The organism is Bradyrhizobium sp. 41S5 (assembly GCF_011516665.3).
GTDB lineage: Bacteria > Pseudomonadota > Alphaproteobacteria > Rhizobiales > Xanthobacteraceae > Bradyrhizobium > Bradyrhizobium quebecense.
In genome coordinates this window covers 1,920,793-1,944,981 of sequence record NZ_CP083721.1, presented here as the reverse complement: position 1 = coordinate 1,944,981, position 24,189 = coordinate 1,920,793, and the positions used below count along the sequence as shown (strand labels likewise).

At 64.7% G+C, this 24,189-nt stretch carries 25 protein-coding genes; 20 read left to right on the top strand and 5 right to left on the bottom strand.

Going from position 1 to position 24,189, the window contains the following annotated elements:
• Positions 1-319: 319 nt before the first annotated feature.
• On the top strand, positions 320-517 hold the full coding sequence (locus HAP47_RS09180) for a hypothetical protein (protein ID WP_173638525.1): 198 nt from the start codon (positions 320-322) through the stop codon (positions 515-517).
• Between the two features lie 302 nt (positions 518-819).
• On the opposite strand, the gene HAP47_RS09175 is transcribed toward HAP47_RS09180, so the two are convergent.
• Positions 820-1,350 (bottom strand): DUF3617 domain-containing protein, encoded by a 531-nt coding sequence (locus HAP47_RS09175; RefSeq protein WP_173638526.1) that lies wholly within the window; start codon positions 1,348-1,350, stop codon positions 820-822.
• 43 nt (positions 1,351-1,393) lie between these two features.
• Positions 1,394-1,693, bottom strand: a complete 300-nt coding sequence (locus tag HAP47_RS09170) for a hypothetical protein (RefSeq protein WP_173638527.1) — start codon at positions 1,691-1,693, stop codon at positions 1,394-1,396.
• A gap of 166 nt (positions 1,694-1,859) precedes the next feature.
• On the opposite strand from HAP47_RS09170, the gene HAP47_RS09165 reads away from it, so the two are divergent.
• The 4 genes from HAP47_RS09165 to HAP47_RS09150 all read left to right on the top strand — a co-directional run bounded on the left by HAP47_RS09165 (position 1,860) and on the right by HAP47_RS09150 (position 4,623).
• Positions 1,860-2,336 carry a hypothetical protein gene (locus HAP47_RS09165; protein ID WP_173638528.1) on the top strand — a complete coding sequence of 159 codons (477 nt, stop codon included), beginning with the start codon at positions 1,860-1,862 and terminating at the stop codon, positions 2,334-2,336.
• A 177-nt stretch (positions 2,337-2,513) separates the two neighbouring features.
• Positions 2,514-3,137, top strand: coding sequence for a ribonuclease T2 (locus HAP47_RS09160; protein ID WP_231168817.1), 624 nt, complete (start codon positions 2,514-2,516; stop codon positions 3,135-3,137).
• A 160-nt stretch (positions 3,138-3,297) separates the two neighbouring features.
• Entirely contained in the window at positions 3,298-4,158 is an 861-nt protein-coding gene (locus HAP47_RS09155) for a 23S rRNA (adenine(2030)-N(6))-methyltransferase RlmJ (RefSeq protein ID WP_173638529.1), read from the top strand.
• A 252-nt stretch (positions 4,159-4,410) separates the two neighbouring features.
• Complete coding sequence (locus tag HAP47_RS09150; RefSeq protein WP_016844477.1) at positions 4,411-4,623, top strand: cold-shock protein; 213 nt, start codon at positions 4,411-4,413, stop codon at positions 4,621-4,623.
• Positions 4,624-4,898: 275 nt separating this feature from the next.
• Here HAP47_RS09150 and HAP47_RS09145 read toward each other — a convergent pair whose 3' ends face one another.
• Positions 4,899-5,522: an outer membrane protein gene (locus HAP47_RS09145; RefSeq protein ID WP_173638530.1), complete on the bottom strand. Its 624-nt coding sequence runs from the start codon at positions 5,520-5,522 to the stop codon at positions 4,899-4,901.
• A gap of 263 nt (positions 5,523-5,785) precedes the next feature.
• Between HAP47_RS09145 and uvrC the strand changes: the two genes are divergently transcribed.
• From uvrC to HAP47_RS09110, 7 genes are all read left to right on the top strand, one after another.
• Positions 5,786-7,912 (top strand): excinuclease ABC subunit UvrC, encoded by a 2,127-nt coding sequence (gene uvrC / locus HAP47_RS09140; protein ID WP_173638531.1) that lies wholly within the window; start codon positions 5,786-5,788, stop codon positions 7,910-7,912.
• 192 nt (positions 7,913-8,104) lie between these two features.
• Positions 8,105-8,719 (top strand): CDP-diacylglycerol--glycerol-3-phosphate 3-phosphatidyltransferase, encoded by a 615-nt coding sequence (gene pgsA, locus HAP47_RS09135; protein WP_016844474.1) that lies wholly within the window; start codon positions 8,105-8,107, stop codon positions 8,717-8,719.
• Positions 8,716-8,967: a molybdopterin converting factor subunit 1 gene (gene moaD / locus HAP47_RS09130; protein WP_173638532.1), complete on the top strand. Its 252-nt coding sequence runs from the start codon at positions 8,716-8,718 to the stop codon at positions 8,965-8,967. Before pgsA ends, moaD begins: the two co-directional genes overlap by 4 nt.
• An 8-nt stretch (positions 8,968-8,975) precedes the next feature.
• Positions 8,976-9,443: a molybdenum cofactor biosynthesis protein MoaE gene (locus HAP47_RS09125; protein ID WP_173638533.1), complete on the top strand. Its 468-nt coding sequence runs from the start codon at positions 8,976-8,978 to the stop codon at positions 9,441-9,443.
• On the top strand, positions 9,443-10,414 hold the full coding sequence (gene prmB, locus HAP47_RS09120) for a 50S ribosomal protein L3 N(5)-glutamine methyltransferase (RefSeq protein ID WP_173638534.1): 972 nt from the start codon (positions 9,443-9,445) through the stop codon (positions 10,412-10,414). Before HAP47_RS09125 ends, prmB begins: the two co-directional genes overlap by 1 nt.
• Positions 10,415-10,590: 176 nt before the next feature.
• Positions 10,591-12,003: an EAL domain-containing protein gene (locus HAP47_RS09115; RefSeq protein WP_173638535.1), complete on the top strand. Its 1,413-nt coding sequence runs from the start codon at positions 10,591-10,593 to the stop codon at positions 12,001-12,003.
• Positions 12,004-12,018: 15 nt separating this feature from the next.
• Positions 12,019-12,873 (top strand): TIGR01459 family HAD-type hydrolase, encoded by an 855-nt coding sequence (locus HAP47_RS09110; RefSeq protein ID WP_173638536.1) that lies wholly within the window; start codon positions 12,019-12,021, stop codon positions 12,871-12,873.
• Between the two features lie 233 nt (positions 12,874-13,106).
• On the opposite strand, the gene HAP47_RS09105 is transcribed toward HAP47_RS09110, so the two are convergent.
• Complete coding sequence (locus HAP47_RS09105) at positions 13,107-13,502, bottom strand: response regulator (RefSeq protein WP_016844467.1); 396 nt, start codon at positions 13,500-13,502, stop codon at positions 13,107-13,109.
• Between the two features lie 212 nt (positions 13,503-13,714).
• On the opposite strand from HAP47_RS09105, the gene HAP47_RS09100 reads away from it, so the two are divergent.
• From HAP47_RS09100 to arfB, 8 genes are all read left to right on the top strand, one after another.
• A complete protein-coding gene (locus HAP47_RS09100) occupies positions 13,715-14,698 on the top strand; it encodes a bifunctional riboflavin kinase/FAD synthetase (RefSeq protein WP_173638537.1) in 984 nt (327 codons plus the stop codon).
• 17 nt (positions 14,699-14,715) lie between these two features.
• On the top strand, positions 14,716-15,243 hold the full coding sequence (locus tag HAP47_RS09095) for a sugar O-acetyltransferase (RefSeq protein ID WP_210285475.1): 528 nt from the start codon (positions 14,716-14,718) through the stop codon (positions 15,241-15,243).
• 211 nt (positions 15,244-15,454) lie between these two features.
• Positions 15,455-18,472, top strand: a complete 3,018-nt coding sequence (gene ileS, locus HAP47_RS09090) for an isoleucine--tRNA ligase (protein WP_173638539.1) — start codon at positions 15,455-15,457, stop codon at positions 18,470-18,472.
• A 147-nt stretch (positions 18,473-18,619) separates the two neighbouring features.
• Positions 18,620-19,117 carry a signal peptidase II gene (gene lspA, locus HAP47_RS09085; RefSeq protein ID WP_173638540.1) on the top strand — a complete coding sequence of 166 codons (498 nt, stop codon included), beginning with the start codon at positions 18,620-18,622 and terminating at the stop codon, positions 19,115-19,117.
• A 100-nt stretch (positions 19,118-19,217) separates the two neighbouring features.
• The gene (locus HAP47_RS09080) at positions 19,218-19,946 is read left to right on the top strand and encodes a hypothetical protein (RefSeq protein ID WP_173638541.1); all 729 of its coding nucleotides are present in this window, start codon (positions 19,218-19,220) and stop codon (positions 19,944-19,946) included.
• Between the two features lie 149 nt (positions 19,947-20,095).
• Positions 20,096-21,487, top strand: coding sequence for a M16 family metallopeptidase (locus HAP47_RS09075; protein WP_173638542.1), 1,392 nt, complete (start codon positions 20,096-20,098; stop codon positions 21,485-21,487).
• Complete coding sequence (locus HAP47_RS09070; protein WP_371821751.1) at positions 21,484-22,848, top strand: M16 family metallopeptidase; 1,365 nt, start codon at positions 21,484-21,486, stop codon at positions 22,846-22,848. Before HAP47_RS09075 ends, HAP47_RS09070 begins: the two co-directional genes overlap by 4 nt.
• 304 nt (positions 22,849-23,152) lie before the next feature.
• Positions 23,153-23,572 carry an alternative ribosome rescue aminoacyl-tRNA hydrolase ArfB gene (gene arfB, locus HAP47_RS09065; protein ID WP_173638543.1) on the top strand — a complete coding sequence of 140 codons (420 nt, stop codon included), beginning with the start codon at positions 23,153-23,155 and terminating at the stop codon, positions 23,570-23,572.
• Positions 23,573-23,624: 52 nt separating this feature from the next.
• Here the strand turns inward: arfB and HAP47_RS09060 are convergent, their stop codons facing one another.
• Complete coding sequence (locus HAP47_RS09060; protein ID WP_173638544.1) at positions 23,625-23,933, bottom strand: hypothetical protein; 309 nt, start codon at positions 23,931-23,933, stop codon at positions 23,625-23,627.
• Positions 23,934-24,189 lie beyond the last annotated feature (256 nt).

Genomic DNA, 24,189 nt, shown 5'->3' with positions numbered 1-24,189 from the left:
GCACGCTGACGTTGTTCGCCGGAGAGCCGGTTTGCGCTTGAGCGCTGGCGCCGGTTGCACCCATCGGCACAAGCATGACCGAACCGAGAAACGCTGCCTTGATCGCAGCCGTTGATGCAAGCAAGCTGCGTTTGCTCCGCGACGAAGCCATTCCCACCAAGCAATCCCCACACTTCCCCAGGCCGATCTTGATCGAGTCGCGTGCTCGTCATTGAGCGGACGATTGGGGCGGACTTCTATCGGCGGCTTGGGCGAAATTCCACACGCGCAAAATAGAATCCATTGAAGCGCGCGATGCACGACACTGGAACGATTCAAGATGCGCAACACTGGAGCGATTCAAAAAGACATGTTGTCGCAGCAAGCTCTTCAGCACGAGGAATTCGCGGCCGATCCTCGTTCTCTCAGAGAGTCTCGAGTGCGAGACACGCAGCGATCATTCATTGATGTTGATGTCGCCCTGCAATGCCGTCGTGCATTGCGCGCGGCCGCGACCAACACCGGACATCATGTTTGACATCCAATCTATTGAAGGTGAGAGGCCGGTGACGGCCGTGCGTCGAGACGCGCGCTTGGCGTCAACGGTCGGCGACAATGGTGAAGCGAATGCGCTGGCGTGACGGAGTTGGCGCACGCGGTCCAACGACATCATTGCGAACTGACAGCTCGCGCGAACGAACGCTCAATGACGGGCAGCGCAAAACCGCTTGGCAATCTTGTCGCGGGTTGCCCGCAATGATGGTGGTGCACAACGTCACGTCCTCTCAACATGAGAGAGGACGTGCTCAGGCGCGCGGTGGCAATCTAAGGCGCTGCGCCCTACTTCTGCTTGGGCAGGAGGCCCTTCAGCTTTTCCATATCCTTGACGTTCATCTTCATGCCGCCGGGCATGATGATGTCACCGGGCTTCTGGTCGCTCTTGCAGGCGCCGAGCCATTTCGCCTCGAGGGTCATCGTGGTGTCGCGGGAGCCGGCGGCGCCGCCTTCCGCGTGCGAGGTGCTCTTGACCGTGTAGGCGGAATTGAAATCGCCGACGATCTCGGCATGGCTCTTCATCGACATGCCGGCGACGCTGCATACGCTGTCGCTGACATAGCCGGTCGCGGTCTTCTGGATGTCCTGCTTGGAGCAGACTTCCTTGGCCATCGGCGAGGCCGCCGCGCTCATCTCCTTGTCGGTGGTCTCGTCGGTGCAGTGCTGCATGGTGATTTCCGGCATCGGCCCGCCGGTACGCACCATTTTCATCTCCCACAAGCCGGCCTTGCGGATCGGCAGGTCGACGGCGCTGGCGGCACCGGTGGACAGGACAATGCAAACAGCAGAACCAAGCAAGGCAAGCTGTCGGGTCATGCGGCGAGCTCCCGGCTGAACGATCGTAGGATCTGGAGTGCGCTCAGTAGAGCGTGCGCACCGGCCTCTGGGCCGAACCGTAGGGCACCCAGCGGCAGGCGAACGAGATGTAGCCACCCGGGTAGCGCTGCACCGCAAGGAACTTGACCACCTTGCCGTAGGAAGCGCAGTGATCGACGGCGATCTGCCGCGCGTCGGTCTGGGCCGCCAGCGTATAGGCGATGATACCGCCGGTATCATTGCCCTTGAACGGCGGCACCGGCTGCATCCAGTCGGCTCGCGCCGGACCAACGGCCAGCATCCCGCAAACGGCAACCAGGCACGCGGCCAATTTCCTTCGCATCGCAGACTCCATTTCGCTTGCGACCAACATAGAGTGCGCCGGCGACCATGGAAAGAACGAGCCCGCTGTTGGAGGTGGACTTCTCCGCAGGTGTTGCCGCGCTGCACTTGACCTTGCCGGGGCTTCACGGCACCGTCCGACGCATCTGATCATCGGGTGGATTCCCATGCGCAACCTGTTCAACTCCCCCAATAAACTCAGCCACACGCTTGGCCTCGGCGCCGCGCTCGTGGTCGGCCTTCTGGCGTTCGGGGGCACCGCTCAGGCCGCCAATCCGTTCGAGCTCAATTTTTGGCTGTCCGGCCCGCGCTATGACGGCAATGTGGCCCCCTGCGAAACGGCCCTGACGACCATCAGCGACCAATTCCACGAAAAGGAAGCCACTTTCTGGAATTCGCCGCTCGTGATCACCGGGTTTGGCCGGATTCACGAAACCGCGTTCCGCCCCTGGCAATCCGATAACATTCCGCGCCGCTATTGTTCGGGCGATGCGATGCTGAGCGACGGCAAGGTGCGCAAGGTGCACTATTCGATCATCGAGGACGGCGGCTTTGCCGGCATCGGCCAGGGCGTCGAATGGTGCGTCGCTGGGCTCGACCGCAACTGGGCCTATAACCCGCACTGCAAGGCCGCCCGGCCCTGATCTCCTAGCAGCTCGGTCAAAACGGAAGCCGCCGCCGTTCAGTCGGCGGCTTTTTGTTCTTGAAATGTTCTATCGGCCTGCTAGGCTCTGAATGGTCGCGTGAGGGAGCGTTTGATGCCTCGGTTGGTCACTATTTTCCGATTTCTGCTTTCCATTGCCTTTGTTCTGTGTGGTGCGATGGGAGCCTCGGCCCAGGATCGCCGGCAGAATGCCCCCGGCGAGTTCGATTTCTATGTGCTGTCGCTGTCGTGGTCGCCCTCGTTCTGCGAGGCGGCGAGCGAGCGCGGCAATAACGGCCGCGGCACCCAGGCGCAATGCGGCGGACGGCCATACTCGTTCGTGGTGCACGGGCTGTGGCCGCAATATGAGCGGGGCTTTCCGGAATACTGCCAGCGGCCCTCGCCCCGCCTCGCTCGCAACATCATGACCTCGATGCTCGACCTGATGCCGGCGCCCGGCCTGATCTACAACGAGTGGGACAAGCACGGCACCTGCTCGGGCCTCGGCGAACGGGCCTATTTCGAAGCCATCCGCAAGGCCCGCGCCGCAGTAAAGATCCCCGAGGAATTCCTGCAATTGACGGAGCCGAAGACGATCGCGCCCGACGAGCTGGAGACGGCGTTCATCAAGGCCAATCCGGGGCTCAGCAACTCCGCGATCTCGGTGACCTGCGACAGCAGGCGGCTCAGCGAGGTGCGGATCTGCCTCAGCAAGGATCTGCAATTCCGTTCCTGCGAGGAAATCGATCGCCGCGCCTGCCGCCGCGATCAGGTGCTGATGCCGCCGGTTCGCGGCGGCTGAAGTCTCGTCCGCGTCACGACCGGGCAAACGCGCGTTGTCGCGCCGAGTGTCCCGGCCATGGACGCCATCACGAAACTAACGAGATAAGGCATAGATGCGCGGGACAGGCCGGGCATGACGCAGTACAACATGCGATCCCTCTGGAGCGCAGCGTCATCGCATGAACTATCGTCACGCCTTTCATGCCGGCAGCTTTGCCGACGTCATCAAGCACATCGTGCTGGTGCGCATGCTCACCTATCTGCAGGAGAAGCAGGCGCCGTTCCGCGTCATCGACACCCATGCCGGCGCCGGCCTCTACGATTTGACGTCGAGCGAAGCGCAGCGCGGTGGCGAATGGCTGACCGGCATCGCGCGGCTGATGCAGGCGCGGCTGTCCGACAAGGCGTTGCCGCTGATCGCGCCCTATCTCGACATCGTCAGAGCATTCAACCCGAGAGGCGAACTGAAAGCCTATCCCGGCTCGCCGTTGATCGCGCGGGCGCTGCTGCGTCCGCAAGACCGTCTCACGGCCTGCGAGATCGAGCCCGTGGCGCGCAAGCAATTGATCGATGCATTGCGACGCGATGTTCAGGCGCGCGTCGTCGATCTCGGCGGCTGGATGGCACTGCCCGCATTCGTGCCGCCGAACGAGCGGCGCGGCCTCGTGCTGATCGATCCACCATTCGAAGCGAAGGACGAGTTCGAGCGGCTGGCGAGTGCCTTCACCGAAGCGTTCGCGAAGTGGCCGACCGGCACGTATCTTTTGTGGTACCCCGTAAAAACCCGGAGAGCTACCGACGAACTCGCGCGCAGCGTGGCTGCAGCGACAGCAAGCAGTCGGCCCGCGGGCAAATGCTTGCGTTTGGAATTCAGTGTGGCGCCACAAGAAACCGGCGCAGGCCTCGTTTCCACCGGCCTTTTGATAGTGAATCCGCCGTGGACGCTGGCGGGCGAGCTGAAGATCATCCTGCCCGAACTCGAGAGACCGCTTGGTCAAGGCGGCGCCGGACGCTTCAGACTCGAAACGCCTAAACGGTAGCACCCACTGAAAAGTTCTATTTGAGCATAGGCAACGCGCGCGGAACCGTATTATGCTCATCCTGTTACGACTGGCTTTACGTTCCGCTTCCGCGAATGGTTGCGGCGGAGTGACAAGGCCGAAATAAATCCAGGCAGACCGGCGGCGTGACGCCGGCCTGTTCAGGTGGCCAAGCTTCCGACAAGCGAATGTCGGTCAACCGCTACGCGGCGTGCGCGTAGCGGTGGAGCAATACGGGGGAGGAGTTTCCCGATGGCCATGACTGGGACAGTCAAGTTCTTCAACGGAGAGCGTGGCTATGGCTTCATCAAGCCTGACGATGGCGGCCGCGATGTGTTCGTTCACATCACAGCTGTCGAGCGTGCAGGATTGAAGGACCTGACTGAAGGACAGCGCATTACGTTCGAGGTTGAACCCGACAAGAAGGGCAAGGGCCCGAAGGCGGTCAACCTGGTGGTTTCATGACGAGCGCGCGCGGTGCGTAGCTCGTGATGAACGGCGAATGAAGCGTTGCGTGTGAGTTGACTGCCGGGCGCGTGGCTCGCGCCCGCTGCATGACCATCTGCATGATGCGGACGCGATTGGCGGTGCCCGCATGTCCGATGCGTACGGCTGACCGACTGGATTCTCGGACGCCGCGGCGTTCATGCAGCCGCGCGTGATGTCGGCGTGCTCGGCACAAAGAAAAACCCGGCCGCGCGAGGCGCGGCCGGGAGTTGATGTCGGACGTTTTCTTGTTCTCAGAAGTGATAGTTGATGCCGGCGCGAACCAGGCTGAAGCTGTAGCCGTTCGACGCGCCGCCGGTGATCGTGAAGTTGCTGTTGGCGAGATCGACGTAGAGATACTCGATCTTGGCGCTCCAGTTCGGGGCAAAGCCCATTTCGGCGCCGGCGCCGACGGTGAAGCCCGCATTGGTATGCGACTCCGAGATGCCGAAAGTCTCGCCGCGCAGTTCGCCGAAGGCGAGACCGCCGGTCGCGTAGAACAGCACATTGTTGACCGCATAGCCGGCGCGGCCGCGCACGGTGCCGAACCACGGGTTGGAGAACTTCCAGGGCGCGAACCGATCGTCGGCACTGGTGCCCTGGATATCGGCCTCGATGCCGAACACCCAAGGCGAGCCGTTCTGGAAATTGTATCCGGCCTGCACGCCGCCGACGAAACCGGACGGCTTGGTCGGGTTGTTCTCGACCGAACCCCAGCCGTAGCCGATGTTGCCGCCGAGATAGGGACCGGCCCAGCTGTAGGCATTGAGCGGCTGATAGACGGTATAGGGCGAGCCGTAGTTGAGATCGGCCGCCGCCGCCGAGGTCGTCCAGCCTGCGACGATCAGTGCCAGCGCACGCGCTACAAACCGGGTCATGGGTACTCTCCACACGCAACTGCCGAAACCCGCAGGCCAGGGCCGGCGTGGTTACGGAATTCCACTTTTTTCGCTAAGGTTTATCGAGAGTTTTAAGTTAAAGGGTTGTTAAGCCCGGTTAGCGGCCCGCTCATCAGTCTTAACAATGTGTTACCAACCCGCCCCGGCCGGCCGCGCTGGGCCAGTAACGCCCTGCAATCGGGGTTGTTTTCCTGCGCCGCCAGCGCTGGCGACCGGTCGCCCAAGCGCTTAATTTACGGCCCATGGTTCACGATTCTCCCGAGCGTCCGACGCCGGCCCCTAAGACTGACCCCAAGGCTGATCTTAAGGCTGATCCCAAGGCGCGGCGCAGCCCAAAGCCCGATGTGCCTCAGGACGACCTGACGCTCGACACGAGCGACGTCGATCCGGAAACCTCCGCCCCCGAGGAGGAGGATGACGCGCGTCTTCCCGAGGCATCGGAGGACGCCGCCGAGACAATCGCCGAGGGGACGCTCTCGATCGGGCATGAGGCGATCGAGAACGCGGTCCGCCTCGCCCCGACCTCGGCCGGCGTCTACCGCATGCTCAACGCCGCCAACGACGTGCTCTATGTCGGCAAGGCGAAGAACGTCAAAAAGCGGCTGTCGTCCTATGCGCGGGCCAATGCGCCGCTCCCGGCGCGCATCCTGCGCATGATCGCGGCGACCACGCATGTCGAGATCGTCTCGACCACGACCGAGACCGAGGCGCTGCTGCTCGAAGCCAATCTGATCAAGCAGCTCCGGCCGCGCTTCAATGTGCAGCTGCGCGACGACAAGTCGTTTCCCTATATTCTGATCACCGGCGACCATTGGGCGCCGCAGATTCTCAAGCATCGCGGCGCGCAGTCGCGGCCCGGACGCTATTTCGGTCCGTTCGCCAACGCAGGCGCGGTCAACCGCACCATCACGGCGCTGCAGCGCGCGTTCCTGATCCGCTCCTGCACCGACGGCTTCTTCGAAAGCCGCAGCCGGCCCTGCCTGCTCTATCAGATCAAGCGCTGCGCCGGCCCCTGCACGCGCGAGATCGATTTCCCGGGCTATGGCGAGCTGGTGCGCGAAGCGACCGAATTCCTCTCCGGCCGCAGCCACGCCGTGAAGCAATTGCTCGCGGCCGAGATGGAGAAGGCCTCCGGCGAGCTCGAGTTCGAGACCGCGGCGCTGTACCGCGACCGTCTCGCGGCGCTGTCGGCGATCCAGTCGCAGCAGGGCATCAACCCGCGCACCGTCGAAGAGGCCGATGTGTTCGCGATCCACCAGGAAGGCGGCTATTCCTGCGTCGAGGTGTTCTTCTTCCGCACCGGCCAGAACTGGGGCAATCGCGCCTATTTCCCACGCGCGGAAAAGAGCTTCACGCCCGAGGAGGTGCTGTCCTCATTCCTCGCGCAATTCTACGACGACAAGCCGCCGCCGAAGCTGATCCTGCTGTCGCACGAGATCGAGGAAAGCGCGTTGCTCGCCGACGCGCTGTCGGTGAAGGCCGGATCGAAGGTCGAGGTCTCCGTGCCCAAGCGCGGCGAGAAGAAGGAATTGATCGGCCACGCGCTCACCAACGCGCGCGAGGCGCTCGGCCGCAAGCTCGCCGATACCGCGACGCAAAGCCGGCTGCTGGAGGGTATGGTCACGACGCTCGGCCTGCCGCACACGCCGAAGCGCATCGAGGTCTACGACAACAGCCACATCCAGGGCACCAACGCAGTCGGCGCGATGATCGTGGCGGGACCCGACGGGTTCATGAAGAACCAATACCGCAAGTTCAACATCAAGTCCGAAGGGCTGACGCCCGGCGACGATTACGGGATGATGCGCGAGGTGCTGGAGCGCCGCTTCAAGCGGCTGCTGAAGCCGCCGGAAGGCGAGGCCGCCAAGGACACTGCAAAGGCAAGGGACAAGGCGGATGACGACTCGTTCCCGCAATGGCCCGATCTCGTCATCATCGACGGCGGCCGCGGCCAGCTCAACGCGGTCAGGGAGATTTTTCAGACCCTCGGGCTGACCCAGGTCTCGCTGATGGCGGTGGCGAAGGGGCCGGAGCGCGATGCGGGGCGGGAAACCCTGTTCATGCCTGACCGCGAGGCCATCAAGCTGGAGCCGCGCGACCCGGTGCTCTATTTCATCCAGCGGCTGCGCGACGAGGCCCACCGCTTCGTGATCGGCTCGCACCGCAAGCTGCGCAAGAAGGACATCCGCGAGGCCGGGTTGCAGGAGATCCCGGGCATCGGCCCGTCGCGCAAACGTGCCTTGCTGCACCACTTCGGAACGCTCAAGGAGATCGAGCGGGCCTCTATCGCCGACCTCGGCAAGGTTCCCGGCGTCAGCGCCGAGAGTGCCCGCAAGATTTTCGAGTTTTTCCACGCCCAGCCGGGTTAAACCAAAGGCGAGTCATCAGGGCGTCGCCTGCGACGGGGCATCTAGGGCATGATGCGGAAAAGTGGGAAGCAACGTTCTGAAAAGATCTTGCATAAACAAGGGGCTAAGGCGCCATGACGATTCAGCGTAATCTCGCCGTGCTTTGGCGCCCGCACGGTTGACCTTCTCGTTTCAGCGGTATTGGTAGAACGGATGAACATCGCGACGACAAGGGGACAGACCAAGACCATGTCCCTCCCGAATATCCTGACCTACGCCCGGATCGCCGCGATCCCGGTGGTGATCGGCTGCGTCTACTGGCAGTCGATCCTGGACGGCCCGTTGTGGCTGCGCTGGGTGGCGCTGGCCGTGTTCATTGCGGCCGGGATCACCGACTATCTCGACGGCTATTACGCCCGGATGTGGGATCAGCAGTCCGCTTTCGGCCGGATGCTCGATCCGATCGCCGACAAGCTCCTGGTGGCCTCCAGCCTGCTGATGCTGGCCGCCGACAATTCGATCCATGGCTGGACGCTGTGGGCCGCGATCGTGATCCTGTGCCGCGAGATCCTGGTCTCGGGCCTGCGCGAATACCTCGCGGGGCTGCGGGTCAGCGTTCCCGTCACCAAGCTTGCGAAATGGAAGACCACGATCCAGCTGGTGGCGATCGGCTTTTTGATCGCCGGCGAAGCGGGCGAGCAGGTCTTCCCGGCAACCACCCTGATCGGCATCGTGCTGCTCTGGATGTCGGCGATCTTCACGATCTACACCGGCTGGGATTACTTCCGTGCCGGCATCCATCACCTCATCAAGGAGGATGAGGGATGAAGCTGAAATATTTCGCCTGGGTGCGTGAACGCATCGGCAAGGCCGAAGAGATCGTCGAGCCGCCGGCCGAGGTGCGCACCGTCGGCGAACTGATCGGCTGGCTTGCCGCGCGCGACGACGGCTACGCTCATGCCTTCGAGAAGCCCACGGTGATCCGCGCCGCGATCGACCACGCCCATGTCAAACCGGACGCTGTGATCTCCGGCGCCCGCGAGATCGCGTTCTTTCCGCCGATGACCGGCGGTTAGATCTTCCTATGGCTATCGCAACGACCATCCGGATTCAGGAAGCCGACTTCGACGTCGCACAGGAGATCGCCGGCCTGAGCAAGGGCCGCACCGATGTCGGCGCGGTCGTCAGCTTCAGCGGCCTCTGCCGCGGCAGCGAACAGGGCGAGCCGATCGCCGCGCTGACGCTCGAGCACTACCCGGGCATGGCGGAGGCCGAGATTGCACGCCATGCCGACGAGGCGCTGGCACGCTGGCCGTTGCAGGGCCTCACCATCATCCATCGCTTCGGCCGCATCGCGCCGGGCGAGAACATCGTGCTGGTCGTGACCGCCTCGGCGCACCGGCAGGCGGCGTTCGAGGCAGCCGAGTTCCTGATGGACTATCTCAAGACCAACGCTCCGTTCTGGAAGCGTGAGGAAAGCGCGCGCGGCACGAGTTGGATCGAGGCGCAGAGCCATGACGACGCGGCCGCCGCGCGCTGGACCAAATCCTGATGGCGAAGCGCAGCAAAGCGCCGCCCAGGCGCAGCCCCGCCGCGCCGAAAGCGCCCAAGAAGGCGCCGAAGGTCGGCGCCGGCGAGCTTCATACCCTGTTCGATTTCCTGCGCTATGCGGTCAGCCGCTTCAATGCGGCGAAGCTCGTGTTCGCGCACGGGACCACCGATCCGGTGGCGGAAGCCGCATTCCTGATCTGCGAGACGCTGCATTTGCATCCTGACCAGTTCGAGACCTTCGCGACCGCGCGCGTCACGATTGCCGAAGGCAAGCAGATCCTCGACCTGATCGAGCGGCGGATCGCGACGCGAAAGCCGGCCGCCTATCTCGTCAACAAGGTCTATATGCGCGGCCTGCCGTTCTATGTCGACGAGCGCACCATCGTGCCGCGCTCCTTCATCGGCGAATTGCTGGACTCGCATTTCGGCGGCGACGAGGACGGCACCTCGCTGATCGGCGACCCCGCCGAGGTCGAAAGCGTGCTCGACCTCTGCACCGGCTCCGGCTGCCTTGCGATCCTGGCCGCGCGGCATTTCGCCAACGCCGCCGTCGACGCGGTGGATATCTCAAAGGATGCGCTCGAAGTCGCCGCGCGCAACGTCGCCGACCATGGCCTCGACGACCGCGTGACCCTCCATCGCGGCGACCTGTTCAAGCCGCTCGGCAACAAGCGCTACGATCTCATCATTTCGAACCCGCCTTATGTCGATGCCGAAGGCATGGCCGCGCTGCCGCGCGAGTGCCGCGCCGAGCCGAAGATCGCATTCGACGGCGGCACCGACGGGCTCGATATCGTCCGCCGCCTGCTCGATGAGGCCAAGCAGCATCTGACCCCGCAAGGCGGGCTACTCTGCGAGATCGGCCGCGGCCGCGACAATCTCGAGGCCGCCTATCCCAACCTGCCGCTGCTCTGGCTCGACACCGAGGACTCCGAGGGCGAGGTGTTCTGGATCGCTGCCGCCGACCTCTGACGGACGCGCCGCGGCCGGCTCCGGTCTATTACGGAGCCCGACTTCGAGGCAGACCAAGACGAAGCGAAAATCGTGTGCAGTTCCAGCCGGTTCGGAAGATCGCAGGCCCGTCGAATCAACAATGGTGCTAAGCTTGCGCTCCGGGGACGTTCGGAGAGAGGGCGCGGGCGCGCGACATGATTCGCATTTCGACGATCTTCATCGCCATCTGCATGGTGCTGGTCGCAGCCTCGCTGGGCTTCGTCCTTTATTCGGTGGCGGGCATCAGCGGATCGGAATCGGCGATCGTGGCGCTCACCGCCCTCACCTGCCTGATCCTCTACAACGCCGTCTCGATGCGGTTGCGCGACCGCAGCGATGTCGGCGGCCAGATCGCGGATCTGTCGCGCGGCACCGCCGACCTCGCCCGTCAGGTCGCCGAATTCGGCCGCCGGCTGGCCGCGGTCGAAGGCCGCGTCGCCTCGGCGAACTCCACCGGCGCCGACCGGATCCAGGGCATGGCCGGCGAGATCAACGAACTTGGCGGCCTGGTGCGCCAGCTCGCGACGTCCGTCGCCCATCATGAGGATCTGCTGGCGGCCGCTCCAGCGGCACAGCCGGTCGCCCCGCCGCGCGACGATCTGCTGCAATCGGTCCCCCCGGCTCCGACCGTCGTGTTTGCGCCGCCGCCGCCAGCGGCGCCCCCGGCAGCGATCTCACGCAGCCAGACCCAGCTCATTGCCGCGATCAGGCACGCCATCGACGAAAACCGCCTCGACATCTACCTGCAGCCGATGGTGACGCTGCCGCAGCGCAAGGTACGCTACTATGAGGCGGTGACGCGGCTGCGCGACGAGCGCGACCAGGTTCTTGCCGCCGACGATTTCATCGAGGCGGCCGAGGTCGGCGGCCTGATCGGCCGCATCGACCACATGGTGATGCTTCGCTGCGTCCAGGTGCTGCGCCGCCTGATGATCCGCAGCAAGGATGTCGGCGTGTTCTGCAACGTCTCGGCCGCGACGCTGTCGAGCCCGCAGCACTTCACCCAGTGTCTCGACTTCCTCGAGGCCAACCGCGCGCTGGCACCGTCCTTCGTGCTCGAGTTCAAGCAGGCGACCTTCCGCAATCTCGGCTCGGTCGAAAGCGAGAATCTCGCGGCGCTGTCGCAGCGCGGCTACCGGTTCTCGATCGATCACGTCAGCGACCTCCGCCTCGAGCCGCGCGAGCTCGCCGATCGCGGCGTCCGCTTCATCAAGGTGCCGGCCGCGCTGCTGCTCGACGCCAGGCAAAGCGCGACCACCGATATCGATCCCTCCGATCTGTCCGACCTGCTCGGCCGCTACGGCATCGACCTGATCGCCGAACGGATCGAGGGCGAGCGTTCGGTGGTCGACCTGCTCGACTACGATGTCCGGTTCGGCCAGGGCTTCCTGTTCGCCCCGCCGCGGCCGTTGCGGCCGGAAGGGGCATCTGCTACCGCCGAGGCTCCGCAGACCAAGCCCCAGGACCTCAATGGCGCCGGCACTTCCGCACCCGTCTCCAGCCCCGCAGCGCCACCGCGCACTACCGGCAGCGCCGCGCTGGCGCGTCGCGCGCTCGGGCCCAACTGACCGGCGGTTCGCATCATGACATCGCTGCGTTTCGTGGAGCGGCTGCGCGACCTTACGGACGGCGTCGACGTCGTGCTGTCGGACATCTGGGGCGTCGTGCACAACGGGCTCGAATCCTTTCCCGAGGCCTGCGAGGCGCTGCACACCTTCCGCCAGCAGGGCGGCACCGTCATCCTGATCACCAACGCGCCGCGTCCGGCCGATTCCGTGCAGCGCCAGCTGCGCAAGCTCGGCGTCGCCGACGAGACCTATGACGCGATCGTCTCCTCGGGCGACCTGACGCGCCACTTCGTGGCCGATCATCCCGGTCAGAAAATATTCTGGATCGGCCCGGAGCGCGACAGCTCGATCCATCGCGGCCTCGACGCCACCTTGGTGCCGCTGGAGCAGGCCGACTACATCATCTGCACCGGACTGTTCGACGACGAGACCGAATCCGCCGAGGATTATCGCGATACGCTGCTGAAGGCGCTCGAGCGCAAGCTGACGCTGGTCTGCGCCAATCCGGACATCGTGGTCGAGCGCGGCGACCGGCTGATCTATTGCGCCGGCGCGATTGCCGAACTGTATCGCGAGCTCGGCGGCGAGGCAGTGTTCTACGGCAAGCCGCACCGGCCGATCTACGAGCGCGCCATGGCGCTGGCCGCCGAGCGCCGCGGGCGTCCGACGGAACTCAGCCGCGTGCTCGCGATCGGCGATTCCGTGCGCACCGACCTCACCGGCGCCCACGGCTTCGGCATCGATCTGCTGTTCGTCACCCGAGGCATCCATTCCGAGCAGTTCGAGGGCATCGAGCAGCTCGACCCCGCCTCGGTGAAGGAATTGTTCGGCCATCCGCCCCGCGCGCTGATGCGCGAGCTGAAGTGGTAGCGGGCAACCCCGCAGGGGCGCGCCGCCAAAATATCGAAAACAACCCCATGCAAAGGAGCCCACGGCGCGCGGTGTTCGACAAGGCGCCTTGACACGTCGGGCAACTCAGGGGCATTCTTCCAATATTCCGAAATCGCGCACGCGACTGCTCGCCTCGCTTTCAACCCCAAAGACGCAAATGCCCGGGACACCCCGGGCATAGCGTAAATTTCAGTTGATGCGATGTCGGGCGATTACGCCGTCGCCATGTCCGGGAAGACCGCCTCGATCTTGGTCTTCAGCGTCGCCGCGTTGAACGGCTTGACGATGTAGTTGTTCACGCCGGCCTTCTTGGCCGCGATCACGTTCTCGGTCTTGGATTCCGCCGTGATCATGATGAAGGGCGTGGTCGCGAGATTGGGATCGGCGCGGACTTCCTTGAGCAGGTCGTAGCCGGTCATCGGCTCCATATTCCAGTCGGAAATCACCAGGCCATACTTCTTGCCGCGCATCTTGTTGAGCGCCGCAGAGCCGTCGGAGGCGTCGTCGATGTTCTCGAACCCAAGCTGCTTGAGAAGATTCCGGATGATGCGGATCATGGTGCTGTAGTCATCAACCACCAGAACCGGCATGGACAAATCAACCGCCATCTTTCCCCCCAAAACCACTAACGCAACTTGGCTTCTGCACGAACGCAGCTTTCCGCCAACGACTAACAGCAGGCGTTAAACAGCGCGTTAACCGGCTGAATCCGGATTGTTACGGATTTGACGCGATTTTCGCTATGCTTGACTTCCACGCCGCCGCCGCGTCACGGTCCGGCCCGCAACAATCATGCTTAAGAATCCTTGAAGAATCCCTCATGAGCACCGGCTTTACCGTTATCCGCGACAACACCCCCGAAAGTGCAATTCCGAAGGGCGCCGTGGTCGCGATGGGAAATTTCGACGGCGTCCATCTCGGTCACCGCGCGGTGATCGGCGCGGCGCTCGCGATGGGCAGAACGCGCGGCGTTCCCGCGCTCGCCGTGACCTTCGAACCGCATCCGCGCAGTTTCTTCAGCCCGAACACCCCGCAATTCCGCCTCACGGACGAGACCAACAAGCTGCGGCTGCTCGCGGCCACCGGGCTCGCGGGCGCGGTCATCATGACCTTCGACAGGGCGCGCGCCGGGACCACGGCGCAGGACTTCATTCACCGTGACCTGATCGGCCGGCTCGGCATCAGCGGGATCGCGGTCGGCTACGACTTCCATTTCGGCAAGGGCCGGGTCGGCTCGCCGAGCCTGCTCGTCAGCGAAGCGCCGCGGCTCGGCATCGAGGTCGATGTGCAGGCCCATGTCGACATCGAGGAGCGCCCGGTCTCCTCCAGCGCCATCCGCATGGCGCTCACCGAAGGCCAGGTCGACGATGCCACCACGATGCTGGGCGGGCCGTGGTTTGCGACCGGCAAGGTGATCCATGGCGAGAAACGCGGCCGCGACCTCGGTTACCCCACGGCCAACATCCGCCTCGACAAGCATTGCGGCCTGAAGCACGGCATCTATGCGGTACGGGTCGGCAAGGCCCAGGGAAACGACAAAGTACGGTTCGACGGCGTCGCAAGCTTCGGACGCCGGCCGACCTTCGACAACGGCGCGCCGCTGCTCGAAGTGTTCCTGTTCGACTTCAAGGGCGATCTCTACGACACGGTGCTCGATGTTGCCTTCATCGGTTTCATTCGCGAAGAGCTGAAATTCGACACCATCGAGGCGTTGATACGCCAGATGGATGACGACAGCGCCAAGGCGCGCGCGGCATTGGCCGCAGCGCCGGACGCGTTCCCGCAGCTCGGAGTGATTGGTTGAAGACAGAGAAAGAGAAAATGCTGGCGGGCGAGCTCTATCGCCCGGATGCAGAACTCGCCGCCGACCATACCGCGGCGGAACATTGGATGGCGCGTTACAACGCATCAGGCGCATCGTCCGCAGCCGAGCTGCACGCCCTGCTCTCCGCGCGCTTCCGCAAGGTCGGCAAGGACGCCGTGATCCGCCCGCTGTTCTTCTGCGATTACGGCAGCAATATCAGCCTCGGCGACGGCGTGTTCCTCAACTTCAACTGCGTCATCCTCGATGTCGCCGAGGTCGTGATCGGCGATCGCACCCAGATCGGGCCCGCGGTGCAGATCTACACCGCCGACCACCCGCGCGACGCCGCGACCCGGCGCGCCGGGCTTGAATTCGGCCGCCCGATCCGGATCGGCAGCGACGTCTGGATCGGCGGCGGTGCCATCATCCTGCCCGGCGTGACCATCGGCGACGGCGCCCTGGTCGGGGCCGGCAGCGTGGTGACGCGGGACATCGCCCCCGGCGCGACCGTGGCTGGAAATCCGGCCCGGCCGCGCCAGGCTTAGGGCAGCCCGGCGCGCTGGATTTGCCAGCAACCGGGGCTTTGCGATTTCCTTGGCTGGCTGCTATGGAAAACCCATGTTTTCGCGGCGCATCATACGGATTAGCGGCCCGGCTTCCGCCTGAGCCTGAGGGCTCGGCGCAAGACCGGGACTTCGTCGTTTCACCCGCGATTGATCGCGTTTCCGCGCCCGCACCTGCCAAATCAGAGCTTTTATGTCCGACAAGCCGCAAAAGACCGACGCCCAGAAGACTGACGCCAGGGACTATTCCAAGACCCTTTACCTGCCGCAGACGGAATTCCCGATGCGCGCCGGCCTGCCCCAGCGCGAGCCGGAAATCCTGAAATACTGGAACGACATCGGCCTCTACGACAAGCTCCGCCGGGAAGCCGAGGGCCGCGCCAAATTCGTGCTGCATGACGGCCCGCCCTACGCCAACGGCAACATCCATATCGGCCACGCGCTGAACAAGATCCTCAAAGACGTCGTGACCAAGAGCCAGCAGATGCTCGGCTTCGATTCCAACTACGTGCCGGGCTGGGATTGCCACGGCCTGCCGATCGAATGGAAGATCGAGGAGGAGAACTACCGCTCCAAGGGCAAGCAGAAGCCCGATTTCCGCGACTCCGCCGCCATGGTCGCGTTCCGCCGGGAATGCCGCGCCTATGCGACGCACTGGATCAACGTGCAGCGCGAGGAGTTCAAGCGGCTCGGCATCATCGGCGACTGGGATCATCCCTACCAGACGATGAGCTATCCGGCCGAGGCGCAAATCGCCCGCGAGTTGATGAAGTTCGCCGCCAACGGCACGCTTTATCGCGGCTCGAAGCCCGTGATGTGGAGCGTGGTCGAGAAGACCGCGCTCGCCGAAGCCGAGGTCGAATACGAGGACTACACCTCCGACATGGTGTGGGTGAAATTCCCGGTCACCTCGCCGGCGCATGGCGCGCTGGCCAATGCCTCGGTGGTGATCTGGACCACCACGCCGTGGACGCTGCCCGGCAACCGGGCGATCTCGTTCTCGCCGAAGATCGCCTACGGCCTTTACAAGGTGACGGATGCGCCCGCGGACAATTGGGCGAAGACTGGCGATCTCCTGATCCTGGCCGATGCGCTCGCCGCGGAAGTGTTCAAGCAGGCGCGCGTCACGTCCTTTGAGAAGGTTCGCGACATTCCCGGCGACACGCTGGACGCCGTGGAATGCGCCCATCCGTTGAAGGGATTTGGCGGCGGCTACGAATTCATCGTTCCGCTGCTATCAGGCGAGCACGTCACCGACGACACCGGCACCGGCTTCGTGCACACCGCACCGAGCCACGGCCGCGAGGACTTCGACGTCTGGACGGCCAACACCCGCGAGCTCGATGCCCGCGGCATCCCGACCGCGATCCCCTACACGGTCGACGAGAACGGCGCCTACACCGCGCAGGCGCCGGGCTTCACCGGCAAGCGCGTGCTCAACGACAAGGGCGAGAAGGGCGATGCCAACGAGGCGGTGATCAAGGCGCTGATCGAGGCCGGCAAGCTGCTCGCGCGCGGCCGCCTCAAGCATCAATATCCGCATTCCTGGCGCTCCAAGAAGCCGGTGATCTTCCGCAACACGCCGCAATGGTTCATCGCGATGGACAAGCCCATCGCGGAGGATGGCCATGCGAAGAAGGGCGACACGCTGCGCGCCCGCGCGCTGCAGGCGATCTCGGTCACGCAATGGGTGCCGCCGGCCGGCGAGAACCGCATCAACGGCATGATCGCCAATCGCCCGGACTGGGTGATCTCGCGCCAGCGCGCCTGGGGCGTGCCGATCGCCGTGTTCGTGCGCGAGAACAGCGACGGCTCGGCCGAGATCCTGCAGGATGAGGTCGTCAACCAGCGCATCACCGAGGCATTCATGGAGGAAGGCGCCGACGCCTGGTACATGGACGGCGCCCGCGAGCGCTTCCTCGGCAGCCGCGCGTCCGAGAACTGGAAGAAGGTCGACGACATCTGCGACGTCTGGTTCGATTCCGGCTCCACGCACGCCTTCGTGCTGGAAGACCGCCAGAACTTCCCGCAGCTCGGCAACATCGTCCGCAAGATCGATGGCGGCGACGACACCGTGATGTATCTCGAAGGAAGCGACCAGCATCGCGGCTGGTTCCACTCGTCGCTACTCGAGAGCGCCGGCACGCGCGGCCGCGCGCCGTACGACATCGTGCTGACCCACGGCTTCACGCTCGACGAGAACGGCCGCAAGATGTCGAAGTCGCTCGGCAACACGGTCGAGCCGCAGAAGGTGATCAAGGATTCCGGCGCGGATATCCTGCGCCTGTGGGTCTGCGCCACCGACTATGCCGACGACCAGCGCATCGGTCCGGAGATCCTGAAGAACACCATCGAGACCTATCGGAAGCTGCGCAACTCGATCCGCTGGATGCTCGGCACGCTGCATCATTTCAAGCCGAGCGAGAAGGTCGCCTTTGCCGGCATGCCCGAGCTCGAGCGGCTGATGCTGCACGAACTGGCCGGTCACACCGAGACCATCCGCAAGGCCTATGCCGCGTTCGACTACAAGACCGTGGTCGCAACTCTCGCGGCCTTCATGAACTCCGAGCTGTCGGCGTTCTACTTCGACATCCGCAAGGACACGCTGTATTGCGACCCGCCGTCCTCGGTGGCGCGCAAGGCGGCGCTGACCACGATCGACCTGCTCTGCGACGCGATCCTGAAATGGCTGGCGCCGATCCTGAGCTTCACTACCGACGAAGCCTGGCGGATGTACCGGCCGAACGCCGAGCCCTCGGTGCACCTCACGCTGTTCCCCGAAGGTCTCGAGCAGTTCCGCGACGACGCGCTCGCCGCTAAGTGGGAGACGATCCGCAACGTCCGCCGCGTCGTCACCGGTGCGCTCGAGCTCGAGCGCGCCGCCAAGCGGATCGGCTCATCGCTCGAGGCCTCGCCGGTGATCTACATCGCTGACCGCGAGATGCTGGCCACGTTGTTCGACATCGATCTCGCCGAGGTCTGCATCACCTCGAATTACGAGGTGCGCGAGGGCGAGGCGCCTGCCAATGCCTTCCGCCTCGATGCCGTGCCCGGTGTCGCCGTGGTGGTCGAGAAGGCAGTCGGCACCAAATGCGCGCGCTCGTGGAAGATCCTGCCGACGATCGGCGAGGATCCTGAGTATCCCGACGTCTCGCCGCGCGACGCCCAAGCGCTGCGCGAATGGAAGGCGCTGGGGGGCAGCATCTCCTAACTGTCCGTCGTCCCTGCGAAAGCAGGGACCCATAACCACCGCTGTCTAGAATGGACGAAGGTTGATGACCCCGAGTCATTCAAACAATACCCGGCACGGCGTATGGGTCCCGGCCTTCGCCGGGACGACACCTTTGGTGGGGTGCCGATGACCCCTCCCGTTCGCGCCGGTGTGCTGGCGGCGGTCATCACCCTGATCGCCGACCAGGCCTCCAAGCTCTGGCTGCTCCATGTCCTCGACATCGCGCGCCACGCCCCGGTGACGGTGACGCCGTTTTTCGACCTGGTGCTGGCCCTGAATCCCGGCATCAGCTTCGGCTGGTTCCAGAGCGAGACCCCGGCGGCCCAGATCCTGCTGATGGTGATCAAGGCCGCTGCCGTGATCGCGCTGGCGATCTGGATGGCGCGGTCGCGAACCTGGCTTGCGACAATATCGCTCGGCCTGATCATCGGCGGCGCCATCGGGAACGGGATCGACCGCTTCGCCTATGGTGCGGTGGTCGATTTCGCCCTGTTTCACGTCGAGATCGCCGGAAAAACCTATAATTGGTACATCTTCAACCTTGCCGATGTGGCGATCGTTGCTGGCGTGGCGGCCCTATTGTATGATTCTGTCATGGGGACCCCCGCCGTAAAAGCGCCCTGATCCCGGCCGATACGAGCCGGTCGGCGGCCGACCTGCACCCAGCGGAACTGAGCGCTAAGCCAGTGATCGCTTTGGCGAATTTTGAGATGGGAATAGCGCGATGCGCAACACCAAAGTCCGCGGTTACCTGATCGAGACGTCCCGGCTGCCTCTGATGCGCGGTCTGCGTCTGGCGTTCGTTGCGGCCGGGATCGGCCTGGTGATGACGGCAGGCCCGGTGCGTGCCGGCGATGACGATGACGGCGATGACGGCCTGACCTTCGAAGAGCGGATCATCGACAATCTCATGACCGGGCTCGGCGCCAAGAGCGCCGCCAGCAAGGGCATCGATTATCGCGAGCGCTCGCCGCTGGTGGTGCCTCCGAAGCTCGACCTGCCGCCGCCTGCCACAGCCGCCCAGGTCAACGCGCCGAACTGGCCGAAGGACCCTGACGTCGCGGCGCGCAAGGCGGCGATCGCGGCGCGCAAGAAGGAAGTCAAGAAGGAGCCGTGGCAATCAGCGGTGGCGTTGACGCCGGCCGAGATCGAGGCGGGCCGCAAGCAGCAGACTGCCACCGAGGGCCGCAAGGAGCCGCTTGAGCCGGGTACGAACACCAATCCGTCGCTGATGCCGAGCCAGCTCGGTTACAACGGCGGTCTGCTCGGCATCTTCAAGGGGAACAGCAGCGAGTCCAAGCCGTTCACCGGCGAGCCGACGCGCGACTCCCTGACCGAGCCCCCTCCGGGCTACCAGACCCCGTCTTCAGGCTTTGCCTATGGCACAGGCCCGATGAAGCCGAAGGTGAACGAGGGCCAGTACGACGTCATGACCGGAAAACCGGTCCAGTGACGCTTGGCCTGCTTGGGCGAAGGCTGACATGAGCAAAGCTTAATGCGGAGGGACGTCGGTCTCTCCGCTTCGTGACGACTGGCACGGACTGCACCGTGTACGATGGCGTCTTTCATGCCCGGCCATCCGTTCAGGCTTCCATAAGGACCATGATGCCCTCACGCCGATCGATTGCCCTGTTCGCTGCCGCCTTTGTTTCAACCATCCCGCTGTCGGGCATCAGCCTCCGCGCCCAGACCACCGTCACCTCCGAACGGCCCGCGAGCTTCACGCTCGACAACGGCCTGCAGGTCGTGGTGATCCCCGATCATCGCACGCCGGTCGTCACGCAGATGATCTGGTACAAGGTCGGCTCCGCCGACGAGACGCCGGGCAAATCGGGCCTCGCGCATTTCCTCGAGCACCTGATGTTCAAGGGCACCGCCAAGCATCCCGCCGGCGAGTTCTCGCAGACCGTGCTGCGCGTCGGCGGCAACGAGAACGCCTTCACCTCCAACGACTACACCGGCTACTTCCAGCGCGTGCCGCGCGAGCAGCTGCCCACCATGATGGAGTTCGAGGCCGACCGCATGACCGGCCTGATTCTGAAGGACGAGAATGTGCTGCCCGAGCGCGACGTCGTGCTCGAGGAGTTCAACATGCGGGTTGCCAACAACCCGGATGCCCGGCTCACCGAGCAGATCATGGCCGCGCTCTATCTCAACCATCCCTACGGCCGGCCTGTGATCGGCTGGCACCAGGAGATCGAGAAGCTCGACCGCGAGGATGCGCTCGCCTTCTACCGCCGCTTCTATGCGCCGAACAACGCGATCCTGGTCATTGCCGGCGATGTCGACGTCAAGGATATCCGCCCGCTGGTCGAGAAGAATTTCGGCCCGATCCCGGCGCAACGTGCGATCCCCGAGAAGCGTGTCCGGCCGCAGGAGCCGACACCGGCTGCGCCGCGCACCGTGACGCTGTCGGATCCCCGCGTCGAACAGCCGAACCTGCGCCGCTACTATCTGGTGCCGTCCGCGACCACGGCGGCGGCGGGCGAGAGCCAGGCGCTCGATGTGCTCGCGCAATTGATGGGCGGCGGCGCCAACTCCTACCTCTATCGCTCGCTGGTGATCGACAAGGGCCTCGCGATCTCGGCCGGCGCCGGCTATCAGGGCACCGCGCTCGATCCGTCGCAATTCTCGATCTCGGTGACGCCCAAGGCCGGCGTCGAGTACGCGCAGATCGAGGACGCGATCGACAAGGTGATCGCCGATCTCGCGCAGAACCCCGCGCGCGCCGAGGATCTCGAACGTGTCAAGACCCAGCTCATCGCGGAGGCGATCTACGCCCAGGACAACCAGGCGACGCTGGCGCGCTGGTATGGCGGCGCGCTGACCACCGGGCTCAGCATCGACGACATCAGGAGCTGGCCGGATCGCATTCGCGCCGTCACCGCCGAGCAGGTGCGCACTGCTGCCGCCACCTGGCTCGACAAGAAGCGGTCGGTGACCGGCTATCTGATCAAAGATACCGCGCCGAAACGCGAGGAGAAGCGCTCGTGACCTATTCCATCACCCGCCGCGCGGCGCTGATCGGCGGCGCCTGCGCCGCGATGCTGACGCTGACATCGGCGCCCTCGCAGGCCGCGGCCAAGATCCAGCGGCTGGTGTCGCCCGGCGGCATCGAGGCGTGGTTCGTGCAGGACGCCACCGTGCCGCTGATCGCGATGGAATATGCCTTCGGCGGCGGCGCCGGCCAGGATCCGCCCGGCAAGCCCGGCGTCGGCAATCTGGTCGCCGACCTGCTCGACGAGGGCTCCGGCGATCTCGATTCCAAGACCTATCATGAGCGGCTCGAGCGCCGCGCCATCGAGCTCAGCTTCCAGTCCAACCGCGATCAGTTCCGCGGCTCGCTGCGCATGCTCAAGGACAACAAGGACGAAGCCTACGACCTGTTGCGGATGGCGCTGACCTCGCCACGGTTCGAACCGAAGGACGTCGAACGCATCCGCGCCCAGGCGATCTCGAACCTGCGCCGCGAATCGACCAATCCGTCCTCGCTGTCCGGCCGCAAGTTCCTCGAGCTCGCCTTCGGCGACCATCCCTATGGCAGGACGGCGACCGGCACGCTGGAGAGCGTGCCGACCATCGAGATTGCCGATCTGAAGGACTATGTCCGCCGCATCATCGCCAAGGACACGCTGCGGATCGCCGTGGTCGGCGACGTCGACCCCGATACGCTCGGCAAGCTCCTGGACAAGACCTTTGGCGGCCTGCCGGCCAAGGCCGAATTGACGGCGATTCCCGACGCCGTGGCGACCAAGCCGCCGCAGCGCGCCTTCGTCCCGCTCGACGTGCCGCAGACCGTCGTCACCTTCGGCGGTCCCGGCATCAACAGGCACGACCCCGATTTCATGGCCGCCTATGTGGTGAACCACATTCTCGGCGGCGGCGGGCTGTCGTCGCGGCTCTACAAGGAAGTGCGCGAGAAGCGCGGGCTGGCCTATTCGATCTATGAAGCGCTGCTCTGGATGGATCACTCCGCGCTGTTCATCGGCAACACCGGCACCCGCGCCGACCGCGCCGGCGAGACCGTCGATGCGATCGAGGCGGAGATCCGCCGCATCGCCGAGGAAGGCCCGACGCAGCAGGAGCTCGACGAGGCGAAGTCCTATCTGAAGGGCTCGCAGATGCTGGCGCTCGACACCTCCTCCAAGCTCGCGCAGGCGATGCTGCAATACCAGCTCGACAAGCTGCCGATCGATTACATCGAGAAGCGCAGCGCCATCGTCGATGCGGTGACGCTCGACGACGTCAAGCGGGTCTCCAAGAGGCTGTGGGGCAACGGCCTGCTCACCGTGATCGTCGGCCGCGCCCCGCAAGCCGCAGCGCAGCCGGCATCGGCGCCGCCGAAGGCGAACTGAGGCGGTTACGCGCGCAGCTTCTTCATACACACCACCGTTGTGGCCACCCTCCCCCGCAAGGCGGGAGGGAGCCATCCGCTTGTGCGCCCCTTACTTGCCCGACTGCGAAAGTGTCGGCTGTGATGCGATGTGATGTGAGCACGTCTCTCAGGCTCCCTCCCCCTTGCGGGGCCCTCCAGGGGAGGGTTGGGGGAGAGGGGTGAGCCACGCGCTCCGGCCGCGGACGTAACGAACACCGCCCAAGCACGCCCAGCGCAAACCCGCTATCCTGCGGCCGCCGATTCTTCCCTCCACGGGTGATGTCATGCTGCGGCTGTCCCGCGACCTTACGATCGACGAGAACGACATTGAGATCGTCTTTGTCCGTGCCTCCGGTCCGGGCGGACAGAATGTCAACAAGGTCTCGACCGCAGCCCAGCTTCGCTTCGACACCCACAAGATCGCGCTGCCGCCGGACGCCGCGCAGCGGCTGGCGCGGCTCGCCGGCAGCCGCATGACCAAGGACGGCGTGATCGTGATCCAGGCGTTTCGTTTCCGCACCCAGGAGCGCAATCGCGCGGACGCGACCGAGCGGCTGTTCGAGATGCTGAAGGAAGCGATGGTGCGGCCGACACCGCGGCGGCCGACCAGGCCGACGCTCGGCTCAAAGAAGCGCCGGCTCGAAGGCAAGAAGCGCCGCAGCGACATCAAGGCGGGCCGCGGCAGTCAACGTTTCGACGATTAGGAAATACCGGACACAGCGCACACGCGACGCTGCATCCGGGATCCATCGCGGATCAGTACTTCTTGGTTGCAGGCGCCATCTCGGAACCGCCGCCCGACTTCGGTGTCGCGTGGCCGCTGCCGACCGTTCCCTTGCTGCCCGACTTGGCGCTGGTGCCGCTCTTTTGCGTCGGCGAAGTCGGTTGCGCCGCCATTTCCTCATCGCCGCTGCCGGACATGCCGCCGCCCTGCTGCATGGTTCCGCTGCCCGCTGCACCGCCGCGAAGCTGGGTATTCGGCGTAGCCGCGCCCTGCGCCAGGACGGGACCGGCCATCGCAGCTGTGATGGCCAGGGCGAGCACGCTGGTTCTTGCAAACGTCATCCATTTCTCCAGGACTTTGATTGACGATGGACGGAGCGGCGCAGGTGTGCGCCGTTTGCAGCGCCGACCCTGAACCCCATCGTGCGAGACTGAATTTTCCGCAAACGGCGCACGCGCAATGCAAGCGGCGTGGTGTGGTGATCGTGCAGGGATTTCGCGGTCATTTTGCGGATTTGTCGTCCGCATATGCGGCAACGAACGGTTCCGCGCCAGATCAGCGCCCAGCTTTGTTCTGCCGTGAAACAGCCCGCTACTA

What these genes read in the sequence shown, in the direction of transcription:
- HAP47_RS09180 (WP_173638525.1), top strand. Translation starts at nt 320, where the DNA reads ATGCGCAACACTGGAGCGATTCAAAAAGACATGTTGTCGCAGCAAGCT.
- HAP47_RS09175 (WP_173638526.1), bottom strand. Translation starts at nt 1,350, where the DNA reads ATGACCCGACAGCTTGCCTTGCTTGGTTCTGCTGTTTGCATTGTCCTG.
- HAP47_RS09170 (WP_173638527.1), bottom strand. Translation starts at nt 1,693, where the DNA reads ATGCGAAGGAAATTGGCCGCGTGCCTGGTTGCCGTTTGCGGGATGCTG.
- HAP47_RS09165 (WP_173638528.1), top strand. Translation starts at nt 1,860, where the DNA reads ATGCGCAACCTGTTCAACTCCCCCAATAAACTCAGCCACACGCTTGGC.
- HAP47_RS09160 (WP_231168817.1), top strand. Translation starts at nt 2,514, where the DNA reads ATGGGAGCCTCGGCCCAGGATCGCCGGCAGAATGCCCCCGGCGAGTTC.
- HAP47_RS09155 (WP_173638529.1), top strand. Translation starts at nt 3,298, where the DNA reads ATGAACTATCGTCACGCCTTTCATGCCGGCAGCTTTGCCGACGTCATC.
- HAP47_RS09150 (WP_016844477.1), top strand. Translation starts at nt 4,411, where the DNA reads ATGGCCATGACTGGGACAGTCAAGTTCTTCAACGGAGAGCGTGGCTAT.
- HAP47_RS09145 (WP_173638530.1), bottom strand. Translation starts at nt 5,522, where the DNA reads ATGACCCGGTTTGTAGCGCGTGCGCTGGCACTGATCGTCGCAGGCTGG.
- uvrC (WP_173638531.1), top strand. Translation starts at nt 5,786, where the DNA reads ATGGTTCACGATTCTCCCGAGCGTCCGACGCCGGCCCCTAAGACTGAC.
- pgsA (WP_016844474.1), top strand. Translation starts at nt 8,105, where the DNA reads ATGAACATCGCGACGACAAGGGGACAGACCAAGACCATGTCCCTCCCG.
- moaD (WP_173638532.1), top strand. Translation starts at nt 8,716, where the DNA reads ATGAAGCTGAAATATTTCGCCTGGGTGCGTGAACGCATCGGCAAGGCC.
- HAP47_RS09125 (WP_173638533.1), top strand. Translation starts at nt 8,976, where the DNA reads ATGGCTATCGCAACGACCATCCGGATTCAGGAAGCCGACTTCGACGTC.
- prmB (WP_173638534.1), top strand. Translation starts at nt 9,443, where the DNA reads ATGGCGAAGCGCAGCAAAGCGCCGCCCAGGCGCAGCCCCGCCGCGCCG.
- HAP47_RS09115 (WP_173638535.1), top strand. Translation starts at nt 10,591, where the DNA reads ATGATTCGCATTTCGACGATCTTCATCGCCATCTGCATGGTGCTGGTC.
- HAP47_RS09110 (WP_173638536.1), top strand. Translation starts at nt 12,019, where the DNA reads ATGACATCGCTGCGTTTCGTGGAGCGGCTGCGCGACCTTACGGACGGC.
- HAP47_RS09105 (WP_016844467.1), bottom strand. Translation starts at nt 13,502, where the DNA reads ATGGCGGTTGATTTGTCCATGCCGGTTCTGGTGGTTGATGACTACAGC.
- HAP47_RS09100 (WP_173638537.1), top strand. Translation starts at nt 13,715, where the DNA reads ATGAGCACCGGCTTTACCGTTATCCGCGACAACACCCCCGAAAGTGCA.
- HAP47_RS09095 (WP_210285475.1), top strand. Translation starts at nt 14,716, where the DNA reads ATGCTGGCGGGCGAGCTCTATCGCCCGGATGCAGAACTCGCCGCCGAC.
- ileS (WP_173638539.1), top strand. Translation starts at nt 15,455, where the DNA reads ATGTCCGACAAGCCGCAAAAGACCGACGCCCAGAAGACTGACGCCAGG.
- lspA (WP_173638540.1), top strand. Translation starts at nt 18,620, where the DNA reads ATGACCCCTCCCGTTCGCGCCGGTGTGCTGGCGGCGGTCATCACCCTG.
- HAP47_RS09080 (WP_173638541.1), top strand. Translation starts at nt 19,218, where the DNA reads ATGCGCAACACCAAAGTCCGCGGTTACCTGATCGAGACGTCCCGGCTG.
- HAP47_RS09075 (WP_173638542.1), top strand. Translation starts at nt 20,096, where the DNA reads ATGATGCCCTCACGCCGATCGATTGCCCTGTTCGCTGCCGCCTTTGTT.
- arfB (WP_173638543.1), top strand. Translation starts at nt 23,153, where the DNA reads ATGCTGCGGCTGTCCCGCGACCTTACGATCGACGAGAACGACATTGAG.
- HAP47_RS09060 (WP_173638544.1), bottom strand. Translation starts at nt 23,933, where the DNA reads ATGACGTTTGCAAGAACCAGCGTGCTCGCCCTGGCCATCACAGCTGCG.